This is a genomic window from Thalassospira sp. UBA1131, assembly GCF_002311515.1.
GTDB lineage: Bacteria > Pseudomonadota > Alphaproteobacteria > Rhodospirillales > Thalassospiraceae > Thalassospira.
In genome coordinates, this window is sequence record NZ_DCAO01000120.1 from 5,934 (window position 1) to 19,877 (window position 13,944).

At 53.5% G+C, this 13,944-nt stretch carries 12 protein-coding genes; 8 read left to right on the plus strand and 4 right to left on the minus strand.

What is annotated here, in order from left to right; translation table 11 throughout:
- Positions 1-205: 205 nt before the first annotated feature.
- Complete coding sequence (locus tag B3Z49_RS20075; RefSeq protein WP_296994177.1) at positions 206-1,324, minus strand: cobalt-precorrin-5B (C(1))-methyltransferase; 1,119 nt, start codon at positions 1,322-1,324, stop codon at positions 206-208.
- Positions 1,325-1,550: 226 nt separating this feature from the next.
- On the opposite strand from B3Z49_RS20075, the gene cobA reads away from it, so the two are divergent.
- The 8 genes from cobA to B3Z49_RS20115 all read left to right on the plus strand — a co-directional run bounded on the left by cobA (position 1,551) and on the right by B3Z49_RS20115 (position 11,093).
- The gene (cobA, locus tag B3Z49_RS20080) at positions 1,551-2,414 is read left to right on the plus strand and encodes a uroporphyrinogen-III C-methyltransferase (RefSeq protein WP_008888930.1); all 864 of its coding nucleotides are present in this window, start codon (positions 1,551-1,553) and stop codon (positions 2,412-2,414) included.
- A gap of 103 nt (positions 2,415-2,517) precedes the next feature.
- Entirely contained in the window at positions 2,518-3,294 is a 777-nt protein-coding gene (locus B3Z49_RS20085; protein WP_296994181.1) for a sulfite exporter TauE/SafE family protein, read from the plus strand.
- Between the two features lie 143 nt (positions 3,295-3,437).
- Complete coding sequence (locus B3Z49_RS20090) at positions 3,438-4,052, plus strand: SCO family protein (protein ID WP_008888932.1); 615 nt, start codon at positions 3,438-3,440, stop codon at positions 4,050-4,052.
- A gap of 61 nt (positions 4,053-4,113) precedes the next feature.
- A complete protein-coding gene (locus B3Z49_RS20095; RefSeq protein WP_296994185.1) occupies positions 4,114-5,463 on the plus strand; it encodes a cobyrinate a,c-diamide synthase in 1,350 nt (449 codons plus the stop codon).
- An 88-nt stretch (positions 5,464-5,551) separates the two neighbouring features.
- Positions 5,552-6,016 (plus strand): YcgN family cysteine cluster protein, encoded by a 465-nt coding sequence (locus B3Z49_RS20100; RefSeq protein ID WP_008888934.1) that lies wholly within the window; start codon positions 5,552-5,554, stop codon positions 6,014-6,016.
- A gap of 283 nt (positions 6,017-6,299) precedes the next feature.
- Positions 6,300-7,790, plus strand: a complete 1,491-nt coding sequence (locus tag B3Z49_RS20105) for a methyl-accepting chemotaxis protein (protein ID WP_296994188.1) — start codon at positions 6,300-6,302, stop codon at positions 7,788-7,790.
- An 845-nt stretch (positions 7,791-8,635) separates the two neighbouring features.
- Positions 8,636-10,126: a methyl-accepting chemotaxis protein gene (locus tag B3Z49_RS20110; RefSeq protein WP_296994192.1), complete on the plus strand. Its 1,491-nt coding sequence runs from the start codon at positions 8,636-8,638 to the stop codon at positions 10,124-10,126.
- Between the two features lie 214 nt (positions 10,127-10,340).
- Positions 10,341-11,093 (plus strand): MBL fold metallo-hydrolase, encoded by a 753-nt coding sequence (locus tag B3Z49_RS20115; RefSeq protein WP_008888937.1) that lies wholly within the window; start codon positions 10,341-10,343, stop codon positions 11,091-11,093.
- A gap of 91 nt (positions 11,094-11,184) precedes the next feature.
- Here the strand turns inward: B3Z49_RS20115 and B3Z49_RS20120 are convergent, their stop codons facing one another.
- The 3 genes from B3Z49_RS20120 to B3Z49_RS20130 all read right to left on the minus strand — a co-directional run.
- A complete protein-coding gene (locus B3Z49_RS20120) occupies positions 11,185-11,451 on the minus strand; it encodes a DUF1150 family protein (RefSeq protein WP_008888938.1) in 267 nt (88 codons plus the stop codon).
- 16 nt (positions 11,452-11,467) lie between these two features.
- The gene (locus tag B3Z49_RS20125) at positions 11,468-11,965 is read right to left on the minus strand and encodes an Hsp20 family protein (RefSeq protein ID WP_040822570.1); all 498 of its coding nucleotides are present in this window, start codon (positions 11,963-11,965) and stop codon (positions 11,468-11,470) included.
- 444 nt (positions 11,966-12,409) lie between these two features.
- A partial coding sequence (locus B3Z49_RS20130; protein ID WP_296994200.1) for an adenylate/guanylate cyclase domain-containing protein occupies positions 12,410-13,944 on the minus strand: 1,535 nt, incomplete at its 5' end.

The window sequence follows — 13,944 nt, forward strand, 5'->3', positions numbered from 1 at the left end:
AGTTGCAAACGAACATCCCGGCCAAATTCATGCATCAGGTCCTCTGCAATGCGATTTGCGTCTCCGGTCCCGCCAAAAATAAGGATGCGTTTTGGACGTTCGGCAGGGCGGGAGAGGGACATGGGCAAAGAACCTTGTTGTTGCTTTATGACCTTGGATGGCCTGTTTGTTGCGCAGTCACGGGAACAGATTAACGAACTGCTGCTTAAGATGCCACCGGTCGGAATTGATCAAATTCGCCAATCCCGTGGCGGGCAATGATGGTGCCGTTGCGGTCGGTAATAACAACCTCAACGGCCGATGCACCGTCCAATGTGGCGCGCGCGGATTCGCAGGCCTGACGGGCAATCGCATCTTCAATCTTAACGCCCGCCGCCTGACAAAGTTCCAGAACCTGTTTGGCGGTATTGGCCGTGCGGCACTGGTCTTGCAGCGTTTCATCCCCGCCACACGTTGCAATCGTTCCTGCCAGCCGATCAAAATCGACCTGTGATCGGCTTGAATGCAAATCGAGATGCCCCTGGGCAAGTTTGACCAGTTTGGCAAACCCACCGGCGATGCTGACAAAGGCAATCGGGTTTTTGCGAAGATACTTCAACATCCCGCCAACAAAGTCGCCCATATCAAGAATGGCTTCTTCCGGTAGGCCATAGAATGCACGAATGGCCGCCTCGGACGTTTTGCCGGTTGCGCTGGCAACATGTTCACGCCCGGTCGCACGCGCGACGTCAATCCCGCGATGGATCGAATGGATCCACGCTGAACAGCTAAACGGGATGACAATCCCCGTGGTGCCCAGAACCGACAAACCGCCAACAATGCCCAATCGCCCATTCCACGTTTTGGTGGCAATTTCAGCACCCCCGGGAATGGAAATCTCGATCTCGACATCGGGGCTTGCGCCATACTGATCACAAAGTGCTTCGATCTGTCCGACCATCATTTCGCGCGGCTTGGGATTGATCGCGGGTTCACCGGGCGGCAATGGCAGGCCCGGCTTGGTAATCGTACCGACCCCGTCACCGGCATGGAATGTGATGCCGCTTCCGGGTTTGCCGACGCGCACCGTCGATATGATTTCCGCCCCATGGGTGACATCGGGATCATCCCCGGCATCCTTGATCACGCTGGCGCGCGCCCAGCCATCGCCCTTTTCCGCCTTGATCAACTTGAAGAACGGCGTTTCTCCGCCGGGCAGGGTAATAGTGACCGGATCGGGAAAATCGCCGGACAGCAATGCCTGCCATGCGGCACGGGTTGCGGCGGTGGCGCAGGCCCCCGTCGTCCATCCCTTGCGCAGTGGTCCTTCCGGTTTTCTTGCCATCAGTCAGTTTTTTTCCTGTTAATCCTGTCGGTGTTTTCGCTATTGAGGGCGGGGATAAGATCCGATTGGGAAATTCAATTAAACATCAATATTTATGTGATTTAAAAAGTTATACGAAAAAATATCGGAAATATGTTGTGCGTATCGTTTGATTGCTGTTTAACATATCCTCTTGATGCGGTCCTGCACAGATGGCTGCATTTCATTTAAGTAGAAGTATCGCGCGATGACGAACCTTGGTGTTGATTTTCCGGTTTTTGAACCGGGTTGGGTATGGCTTGTTGGGGCGGGGCCCGGTGATCCCGGTCTTCTGACGCTGCATGCCGTCAACGCCATGCAACAGGCCGATGTTGTTGTCTTTGATGCACTGGTCGATGAACGGATTTTGAACCTTTTGCGTCCCGATGCCAAACGCATCTATGCGGGCAAGCGCGGTGGCCGCCCATCCTCCAAACAAACCGATATTTCCCTGCAGCTGGTTGAACTGGCCAAACAGGGCCTGCGTGTTTTGCGCCTTAAGGGCGGTGATCCGTTCGTGTTCGGACGCGGCGGTGAAGAAGGCATGACCCTTGTCGACCACAATGTTCCGTTCCGGGTGGTGCCGGGCATTACCGCCGGGATCGCCGGTGCGGCCTATGCCGGCATTCCGACCACGCACCGCGACTGCAATTCGTCGGTCACCTTTGTCACCGGCCACGGATCCAGTGGCGAAGTGCCAGACAACATCAACTGGGCAGCCCTTGCCAAGGGTGCGCCGGTTCTTGTCATGTATATGGCGATGAAACATCTGCGCCGGATTTCTTCGGAACTGATGGCAAATGGCCGGGCTGCGGATGAACCGCTTGCGGTGATCAGTCAGGCGACCACACCGGGACAGGGTATTCTGATCACCACCCTCGAAAAGGCGGCTGATGACGTCGAACGCGAAGGTGTTGAGCCGCCTGCGGTGTGCATTCTCGGCAAGGTTGTCGGTCTGCGTGATCGTCTGAACTGGCTTTCGCCGCAGGACGATGTGACCGCGGTGCGCCATGTGCCGTTCGAACAGGTGCTTGATCTGATCACCGCACCGGCAGATCCCCTCAAAAACTGAACTTCGATCCCGTCCGAAAAGGCGGCAACAGATTGATATATATCGTTGCCGGTGGGACGCGCGACTGTACAATCGCGCGCATATGTTTTGACCCGGATGGATCATGGACGAACAGCAGGTATTGATACGCATCCTTGAAAGCGGTTGGGCGCAATGTGCCGATATCGTGCGCACGGATGGCGGGGTGCTTCTGACTGCGTTGGTGGCGGGACTGGTTGGCAGTGCGACCCACTGTGTCGGCATGTGCGGCCCGTTCGTGATCAGTCAGGTCACCAGCCGGATGGAACAGCTCCCGGTCGAGAAAATGAGCGAGTTTCGCCGTCTCACCGGTGCCGCACTCCTGCCCTATCAGTTCGGGCGTTTGTCGACCTATTGCTTGCTGGGCGTGCTGGCCGGCTATTTCACTGACAGCATCAGTGCGCTCACCCGTGTGTGGTGGATCGGGCCGGTCTTGCTGATTACGGCCGGTGTGTTTTTCCTCCTGTTCGGCATTCTGGGCCTGATGCCCCATCTTGGCGGTTTGTTGCCATCAACCGGTGAAACGCGCTGGTGGAATAAGCTGGTTGGCAACCGCGCGCGTGGGCTTTTCCAGGCCCCCTATGGCTGGCGGGGATATCTGCTGGGCGTGATGCTGGGCTTTATTCCCTGTGGTCTGGTTTATGGCGCGCTTGTGATGGCGGCCGCCACAGGTGCGGCGCCTAATGGTGGGGCGGTGATGCTGGTGTTTGGCCTTGGCACGGTGCCGATGCTGTTTGTCACGGGCTTTGTTGGGCAATATGCCGCACAGCGTTTCCGGGCCCTGATGGTGCCAGTGGGCCGTGGACTCATGATTATTAATGGCCTGATCCTGTTTGCCTTGGCGGCAACGACAGTGGGCTGATGGGGGCGGGCATCGTGATCAAGTGTGAGCTTTCCCACAGGTGCTGACCTTGCAAGAATGTGTAGGGTATTTATAGTGCCCCGTCAGTTTGTGGCACACAAAGATCGGTTGCCCGTAACCGGCAAAGAGATGAGGGTGGACGCGTGAGCAAAAAGACGCTTCTGGCAATTCTGGGTATTGCCCTGGTTCTTGGTATCGGCCTGACCTATCGTCTGATGATGATGGGCACGGAAACCAATTCTTCCGGTACTGCGTCGATTGGCGGTCCGTTCACACTTGTCAATCAGGATGGCGAAACTGTCACCCAGGATGACTTCAAGGGCAAATATATGCTGACCTATTTCGGCTATACCTTCTGCCCGGATGTTTGCCCGACCGAATTGCAGGTCATGGGAACAGCACTTGATATGATGCCCCAGGACATCGCAGATGAAATCACACCCGTCTTTTTCACCGTCGACCCCGAACGGGACACGGTCGAAGCGGTTGCTGAATATGTGCCCTACTTCCATGATCGGATGGTTGGGTTGACCGGCACCGTCGAACAGACAACGGCGGCCGCCAAGGCGTTTCGTGTTTACTACGCCAAAGCAATCCCGGAAGGTGAGCCTGAGGATACCGATACCTATCTGATGGACCATTCATCCTTCGTCTATCTGATGGATCGCGAAGGCAAATTCGTCCGCCACTTCAATTACGGCACCAGCCCCGAAGACATGGCAAAGGGCGTGACCGAGGCGGTCAAAAACAACGGCTGATTATTCCGTCGCGTAATGCCATGATCATGGCAAATAAATTCGGCTCGGAGAGCAGCCCAAAATGCCTGACACCATTCCGGGGATCGTGATTGCGGCCCCCGCGTCAAACAGTGGCAAGACCGTCATTACCTTGGCGCTTCTGCGCGCGCTGACCCGCAAGGGCCATAAAATTGCGGCGGCCAAAACCGGGCCGGATTATATCGACCCCGCCTTTCAGGCAGCTGCCTGTCGCGATACCTGCATCAATCTTGATCCATGGGCGATGACGCCGGACCAGATCAAGGGTCTGACCCGCGATCACACGCACGGTAAATCCTTTTTGATGTGCGAAGGCGTCATGGGCTTGTTCGATGGTGCCGCCAACGGCGATGGATCGACCGCCGATCTTGCTGCCCGTGTCGGATGGCCGATTGTTCTTGTGGTCGATGTGAAAGGCCAGTCGGCCTCTGCGGCGGCGGTGATTTCCGGCTTTGCCAAATTTCGTGATGACATCAATGTTGCCGGTATGATCCTTAATCGGGTGGGCAGTGAACGCCACAAGCAGATGATTGTTGATGCCTGTGCCAAACATCTGCCGGATCTGCCAGTGCTAGGTGCGGTTAGGCGCAGCGAAGACCTGATCCTGCCGGAACGCCACCTTGGTCTGGTGCAGGCCGGCGAACATGCCGAGCTTGAGACGTTTCTGGATCGTGCTGCCGATATCATCAGTGAAGATGTCGATCTGGATGCCTTGATCGCACTGGTGGGTGAAAACGCCGGAAAGGTCGAGAAAACCAAAAAATCTGCAAAGGTTACCTCGATCGCACCCGTAACCGTAATTGCTCCGCTTGGCCGTCATATTGCGGTGGCGCGTGATGCGGCCTTTGCGTTTAGCTACCCTCATCTTCTGGATGGTTGGCGTGCGGCGGGGACGAAAATTTCCTTTTTCTCGCCATTGGCGAATGAGGCTCCGAACCCGGATTGTGATGCAATTTATCTGCCCGGCGGCTATCCGGAACTGCATGCTAAAACCCTTGCCGCAGCCAAGGTTTTCAGGGCTGGCATGCACGATGCTGCCCAACGAAGCATCTTGATTTACGGCGAATGCGGCGGCTACATGACCCTTGGCAACGGCCTTGTTGATGCCAGTGGTACGCGCCACGAAATGCTTGGTCTGTTGCCGCTTGAAACCAGCTTTGCCAGCCGCAGGCTGCATCTTGGCTATCGTGAGGCACAGCTGGGCATTCCGACGCCGTTTGGTCCGGCAGGCATGAAGCTGCGTGGTCATGAATTCCACTATGCGACTACGCTGTCCGAAGACGGCATGCCGTTATGCCGGATGAAAACCGCGACGGGTCTTGATCTGGGCCCTGCCGGTCTGGTGGATGGAAGTGTTTTTGGCTCCTTCTTCCACATGATCGCAGAGAGTTGATCAACCCGTTGTCAGACTTGAATGCGACGGGGATTACGCGCGGGTTAGACTATGTTATGTCTCAATGACGGCCCGACTGAGAGAGATCATGGATAAAAAAGACCGCGTCGCATTGCCACCTGAACCGTTCTGGGAAACCAAGACTCTTGCTGAAATGACGCAAGCGGAATGGGAATCCCTTTGTGACGGGTGTGGCAAATGTTGCCTGCACAAGCTGCAGGACGAAGAAGACGATTTTGTCTATTACACCTCGGTCGCGTGTCGTTTGCTCGATTGTCATACCTGTCGCTGCAAGGATTATCCCAACCGGACCCAGCATGTTCCCGATTGTGTGCAGCTCTCCAAGGAAAATGTCGAAACCCTGTCCTGGATGCCATCCACCTGTGCCTATCGCCTTATGGCAGAGGGAAAACCACTACCCGACTGGCATCCGCTTAAGACAGGTGTCGCAGACTCGGCCATTATGGCAGGCATGTCCGTGCGCGGCATGGCCATCCCCGAAGACGAAGCCCATCCTGATCTGACACGCTATATCGTGAAGTGGCCTGCCTGAATTCACTCAAGTTTCGCAGATTTGATCGCAGGCTTTCGGATGTTAAGCCAAAATAACTGAGGGTATCTTCTCTTCGCAGCAAGCGACCGATTCAGCAACATTTTGTCAATTAGGCAAGACTTGACTTAATATCCAAAAAAACAAGTAAAAGTTGTAGAACACGTTGTTATAAACTTTTTAGTAAAATTTATCCACCGCATGGTTGAAATTATATCTATATAGCTAATATCTATCCTTAATGGTCTCTCCAAAAGTATAGTTATCTGGCGATAGGGGTATCAACGTGGGATTTCAATTTTGGCAAAGTGATGCTGAAGCGCGCAATGAAAAGCAGGTAACTGCAGCACTCGGTAAATCGATGGCGCGCATTGAGTTTGATATTGATGGCAATATCTTGGGTGCCAACGAAAACTTTTTGAAAGTGATGGGGTATTCGCTTTCCGAGGTTGTCGGCAAGCACCATTCGATTTTCGTTGCTAATGAACTTGTCAAGAGTCCAGCCTACGCCGATTTTTGGAAAAAGCTGAGGTCAGGAGAGTTCGCCTCTGGCGCGTTTCAACGTGTTCGCAAGGACGGCGAGAAAATTTGGTTGGAAGCAACCTATAACCCGATTTTTAACGAGCGCGGCAAACTGATCAAGGTGGTGAAATTCGCTGCTGATATCACGGCCAGGCGCAAGGAATCGGCTGTAAAAGACAGTGTCTTGAAGGCGATTGATCGCTCGCAGGCTGTGATTGAGTTTGATCTTGATGGCACGATCCTGACAGCGAATGGCAACTTCCTCAAAGTCATGGGATACGAACTCAAAGAGATCGTTGGCAAGCATCACCGTATGTTTGTCGAAGAAGCTTTCACTAAAAGTCCAGAATACGCCGTCTTCTGGGAACAACTTGCCCAAGGCGAGTTTCAGGCAGCCCAGTTCAAGCGTATTGGCAAAAATGGCAAGGAAGTCTGGATCGAAGGAGCTTACAACCCGATCTTCGATCAGGATGGCAAGCCCTTCAAGGTCGTTAAATTTGCAATCGATATTACAGAGCAGGTCTCCCTGCTGATTGATCTCAAGAAGATGATCGATACCAATTTTTCCGAGATTAACCAGAATATCCAGAAGCTTGAGCAAGCGGCCCAAAGTGGTGCCTCCTCAGCTGAGGAGACTTCGGCAACCGTCCAGACAGTTGCGGCAAGTGCGGAAGAGCTGGCAGCTTCAATTTCGGAAATAGCGCGCAGCATGAATAAATCTCGCGACGAGACGGAACGCGCTTTTGAACAGACACAGGCCGCCAACAGCTCGACACAAAAAATGTCAGAAGTTGTCGCGTCTATGGGCAGTATCGTAGAGGTTATTCAAGGCATTGCCGGCCAGATTAACTTGCTGGCGCTGAATGCTACGATCGAAAGTGCTCGCGCAGGTGAAGCTGGCAAGGGTTTTGCCGTGGTGGCAAACGAGGTAAAAAATCTCGCCAATCAGGCCGCCAAGGCGACCGACCAGATTTCTGAAGAGATTTCAGGAATCCAGAACATATCTAACGAAGTCGTCAGCGTGCTTCAGGCCATCAGCGGTTCAATTGAAACCGCTCGTGACAGCGTGACCAATATCGCGTCTGCGGTCGAGGAACAAACTTCAGTAACCGGTGACGTATCGCAGAACATGCAAAGTATGGCTCTGGCGGTAGAACAGCTCTCATCAGATCTTGATGAAATCAATCAGATATCCACTCTGGTTGGAGACTCGGTTGATCGCACTGAACGTGCAGCAGAAGTTCTTGCCCGCTAAAGTTCTTCAAACTCATGTGCATCTATATAAATGGGCCAAAGCTGAAAGGCTTTGGCCCATTTGTTTGTGACATCAAAATGCGGACTCATGCCTTGTCTTGGTGCAGAAGGTTTACCAGGTTTCGAACGGGTCTGATTGTACAAACACGCTGTTGCCTAAGAACATCGACGCACGTTCAACGGAACGGATGATTATCTGGTTGCGCTCACAAGCTCCTGTCCGCACTTGGGTAACTTCTTCGATGTGGTGCAATAGCTACACGCATTGCATTACTTTCCGAGAGCTATGCAAAAGGGTTGCAAGCTAGGGTCCAAGCATCCTCTTGTGCGTGAGAAAAATCTCTTTGAAAAACGGTAGAATATTTTTGTCTTTGCCAAGAAACTTTCTAAGCATCTGTAATATAATAAATAAAATTAAAGATTGTTTCTCACGAACTGACTTTTTCTGTGTAGCCAAGCAAATTCACTTGCTCTAATCAAAAGTATATGTTTGGTATATGTGATCATTTGTTCAAATTCGGATCAATTGCTTATCGGCAGAAATATTTCACACTTCGCCCGGTATGGCTGAGAGCCTAGCGTACCCGATGCAAAGTTTGAAAAACTGCAAGAAATTCCGAACATCTGACTCATCAAACGCAAGTCGTTTGAAAACCGGGAATGATCTGTGTTGAAGATCTCACCGTATCCTCTCGCATGAGAAGTGAACGCTCTTAGGGCTAGGTTCGATCATGCATGCGTATGAGAGACTGGTTCACGCGTTCATAATTACGACCAAACGGTCAATAACCCCGCGAGGCTGACGGGAATTAGCGGGATAAACCCGTTTACGCAAAGGGTATAAAAGTGGGTATTGGATTTTTTAAGGGTGAGTCCGAGGCGCGTAATGAACAACAAGTCACCGCTGCGCTCGGTCGCTCAATGGCACGCATCGAATTCAACGCGGAAGGCAAGATCCTCTCGCTGAATGAGAACTTCGAAAAGACGATGGGCTACAAGGCCAGCGATCTTATCGGCAAACATCACTCATTGTTTGTCCCCGAAGAGCTCATCAGTTCGGCAGATTACAAAAATTTCTGGAAGAGACTGGCGTCAGGCGAGTTTCTGACCGGGGCCTTCCCGCGCAAACGTCGTGACGGATCGTTGATTTGGCTTGAAGCCACTTACAACCCGATCCTCGACGCGAAGGGCAATGTAACCAAAGTCGTGAAGTTTGCGACCGACATCACCGAACGTCGCAACGAACGTGCGTTGCTGCAAAGCGTATTTGATGCGATCAGCACCTCGCAGGCGGTGATCGAGTTCAATCTGGATGGCACGATTCTGACCGCCAATGAGAACTTCCTGTCTGTGCTGGGCTACAACCTTGATGAAATCAAGGGCAAGCATCACAGCATGTTCTTGCCGGAAGATCAGAAAAATTCGTCAGAGTACCGGGCTTTTTGGCAAAGCCTGAACCAGGGAAAATTCCAGGCCGGTCAGTTCGCCCGTGTGGGCAAGAACGGCAAGCAAGTCTGGATCGAAGCAACCTATAACCCGGTGCTTGATGCTGTTGGCAAACCGATCAAGGTGATCAAGTTTGCCACCGATATCACCGAAAAGACCAAGCTTCTGATCGACCTTAAAAAGATGATCGACGGTAACTTTACCGAGATCGACAACAATATCACCGAGCTCAACACGCGCACGGTTCAAAGCGTTGATGCGTCGACCAATACGATGGAACTGACCCGCAATGTTGCGGCCAGCACCGAACAGATGGCCGCCTCGATTGCCGAGATTTCCCAAAGCATGGCCCAGTCACAAGGCGCAACCGAGCGCGCCTACGAGCAGACCAACACCGCCAACGAAATGACCCAGCGCATGACAGGCGTGGTCGATGAGATGGGCAATATCGTTGAAGTCATTCGCAATATTGCCGGGCAGATCAACCTGTTGGCGCTGAACGCGACGATTGAAAGTGCCCGTGCGGGTGAAGCCGGCAAAGGGTTTGCCGTTGTTGCCAACGAGGTCAAGAACCTTGCCAATCAGGCGGCGCGTGCCACCGAAGACATCACCCAGGAAATTACCGGTATTCAGGAAATTTCCGCCGAGGTCGCCGGTGCTTTGGAGACCATCCGTGGTTCGGTTGAAACCGTCCGTAACGATGTCACCAACATCTCTTCGGCGGTGACAGAGCAAACAGCGGTTACCGAAAATGTCAGTACCAGCGTGCGCGACATGGCCCGGTCTGTCGAAAACATGTCAGATAACCTTGCCGCCATTCGCACGACGACCGATACGGTCGCATCCTCAGTACAGCGCACGCGCGAAGCGGCCGAAGTGCTGACACGCTAATCAAGGCCGATTTCTTCGATCGAAAGCTGCCATTAAAAGGGCGGAGCCAAACGGCTCCGCCCTTTTGTCGTGGAATATGACAGTTTGAAGATGATCAAGGTATCCCGCGGGGAACCACTTGCCTTAAGCAGGGGGAAGTCACAAGAATGTCGGCTTAAGACACTTGGAGCTGATATACTCCGGGCTTGCAGGGGAAATACGGGGCGATAAGGAAATGAACAGCGATCATCTGCGCATTGATGTTCTTGGTGTGGGCGAGGCCTTCGATCCGAACTTTGAAAATTCGTCTGTCGTGGTGTCTGCGGGCGATTTTCGTCTCTTGATCGATTGCGGGGCAACGGTGGCCGGGCGGCTGATGGCCAAGTTTCCCGATCCCGACGCGATTGATGCGATCTATTTCACCCACATGCATCCCGATCATGTTTTCGGTCTTGTGCCGGTCATGCTCAACTGGCGCGATGATGGCCGTTCAAAGCCGTTGCGCATTCTGTGCAGCCCGCAATTGCGTACTCATCTTGAAAAACTGATGGAGCTCGGCTTTACCGGGCTTGGGTCCGCCTGGCCGTTCACCATCATCTGGCATTCGATTGCCGAGACAAATTCAATCGGTCCGTTTGAATGCCGGTTCGCGCGGTCCGATCACAGCGTGCAGAATCACGCGATCCTGTTGCGCTACGCGGACAAGGGATTTGCCTATTCCGGTGATGGCAATGTAACAGCAGAAACCGCCGCCCTGTTTACGGGTGCGGATCTGGTGTTTCAGGAAACCTATCTGATCAAGCATGACCCGCAGCATGCAGCTCACTGTGATCTGGAAACGGTTTTAAAACTGGCCTCTGACATGCCTGGCGCGCGATTCTGGCTTTATCACGTTAAACGCAATGTCCGTGCGGAAATGGCCCAGATGATCAGGGGAAATGAACAGGTCCGTATCGCGGCACCCGGCGAAGTGATTGAAATCCGCTGAGCGGGCCAGTGTTCCCGGAACCGAAGGCAAAACAAAAATGCCCGGCACAAGGCCGGGCATTCGGGCATTATTGCAGGAAACACATTCCTGATTAGTGAACCGCGCGTGGCTCCATGTCGTGCTGGCGGATGGCAGCATCCGCGACGGCATGGTTTTCGAACGACGCGATATGGGTACCGTCGGCGGTGAAGACGCCATAGACCAGTTCGTCACTATCGTTCTCTGTATTGGGAACCGGACGCACATAGGCAAAATCATGGATACCCAACAGGGCGAAGTCACCGTTTGACAGAAGACCGGTATCCTGGCCGATCCGCTGATCGCTTTCGGTATCGTGGTTATTTGTTCGATTTGTCATTTGAACCACTCCTTGGTTAGGCTTTGCCGTCTATTTGATCAGCATTGCTATCCTCGTCTTCGACATTCATGTCGATGGTTTTTGACGGCACAGCTTTTTTCTTGTTCGAGCCAATCGCGATTTCACGAACGACCGGTTCCGGCAAGGGTCTGTTCAGGTCAACATGCAGCAGACCATTATCCAGATGCGCACCGACGACTTCGATGCCTTCGGCAAGGACGAAGGAGCGCTGGAACTGTCGTGACGCAATGCCACGATGGATATAAACACGTTCGCTGTCATCATCGGTATGTTTGCCGCGAATGATCAGCTGGTTGTCTTCAGTGGTTACCGACAGGTCTTCCTCGGCAAATCCGGCAACTGCGACAGTGATTCGCAGTTTGTTTTCACCAATCTGTTCGATGTTGTAGGGCGGATAACCCTCGGCCTTGGTTTTCGAGACCTGATCAAGAACGCGTTCGATCTGGTCAAAACCCAAAAGCAACGGGCTGTTGAACATTGAAATTCGTGACATTTGCAGCACCTCCTCCATCAGAGCGAGTGTGGTTGTTTTCAGATCCCACGCATCCTGCGTTTCGGGCATCTAATTGTTCGACCCGAGGCATTCGGCACCGAACATTTCATCTAGGGTCTGAACCCACTTGAATGCTTGAAATGGTCGCGAGGCATTTGTGCGGATATCAGGAGCTTTACCGCAGAAAGGCTTACTGCCTTTCAAGGTGAAGCGACGCAATAGCCCGTGCAAATGCCTCCGATCCGAAGGACATCAGAAGAATCTGCGACCTGCTTCGTCAATCCCCTTGCGCGGGGATCACCCCGCGCTGCGGCGATTTTCTTGCATCTCTTGATTCTTATGATGCCATTTTAAACATTCAAGTGGGTTCAGACCCTGACTAAATAAATGTGGTTTTCCCGCCAATAGTCAAGCCTTGCCTGCGGCACAGACATAAGACATCGACTAATTCTTGGTTTGCGTCAGATCTGGCATGGTTTCAAGCGCATAATAGGCAACCGACTGATCCTTGCCGCGGAGCGCAACCTCGTGCATCACGGCGTTTTCCGGCAAGGGAATCGGCCCGTGATCAAACAGCGTCTTGGAAATCACCAATGGCACGCCATGCCCCTTGGTCTGGGCTTCAAGGCGGGCGGTGGTGTTGATCGTATCGCCGATTGCACTGATGTTTTCCCGGCCGGGCGGGCCCATTTCACCAACAATTGCCTTGCCCATATGGATGCCGATTCCAATGCGCAACGCATGGGGAAGTTCCGATTTGAGATGCAGGTTAAGGCCCTCGATCCGGCGCAGCATCTCGGCGGCTCCCTCAAAGGCCTGCAGGATGGTGCTTTCGGTGTCATCACTTTCATGGCCATAAAGCGCCATCAGGCCATCGCCGGTAAACTGCGCGTAATAACCACCTGTGCCGCGCAGTGCCTCTGTCATCTCGGCAAAGAACTGGTTGAGGATGAAAAGTACGTCATAGGGCATCTTGCTTTCGCCAAGCTTGGTCGAATCGCGCAAGTCGATAAAGATGCAGACAACCTGTCTTTCACTGCCCGAAAGTCCGCCGGGACGTCGTCCGTCACGCGCGGTGGCGTTGGGCGGCAAAAGCGGTGCGACCGCCAGATCATTATGCGGTCTGATCTGACAGGCAAGGCGCATGCCCTTGGGTGCCTGAATGCTTTTGAGTGCGGCAGCCTCGATATCGCCGGGAGGGGCAAGATGATCACTGCCTGATCCGCAGTGAATCCTGCACGTCGTGCAGCGCCCGTGCCCGCCACAAACCGACGCCATCGGAACGCCTGCATCGCGCAGCGCCTCAAGCGCTGTGGCACCGGGCGGTACACGCACGAAACGCCCGTTTGGCAGGCTCAACATTGGTCCGCGCTTGACCCGATCAAAGGTCTGACGGATCTGGCGCACACCAAATGGTGCCAGCGCAAGGGCGATACTCAGGATCGTGAACGGCAAAATGGCGTTTTCATAGAAGGTGATGGCGTCCTGATTGACATTGGCGGCATCAATCACCCCAAACACATATTTGCGTCCGCCTTCCTCTGCGCGGCGGATCACCTCGGCCGCCGCGGCCGAATAACCGGCAAGCGAAAGTGTCGGGATCAGAATTGCCAGCGTGCCAAGCGTATTTCGCCATTTCGGATAGAACGGTTTGACTCGCAGCCAGAAATGAATGCCAATGCAGCCATGCGCCCAGACAACAATCACCGTGATCGCCTGCAAGATGCCCTGATGCGGAATGAACACGGCCAGATCCAGAAGAACGCGTTCAAACGGTGAATCAACATCAAAGCCCAGATCGATAATCCGGGTCGCGATGATATGCCTAAACAGCAGGAACGGGATGCACAGGCCAAGGATCATCTGTGCCCATTCCGATTTGCGCAGGCGCAAGGTGCGGCGGCTGGTCAGGCGTGCGGTTGCCAACAAAAAGTGAGTTATCAGTGACAACACCAACAGGATCTCAAGCGGTGGAAACT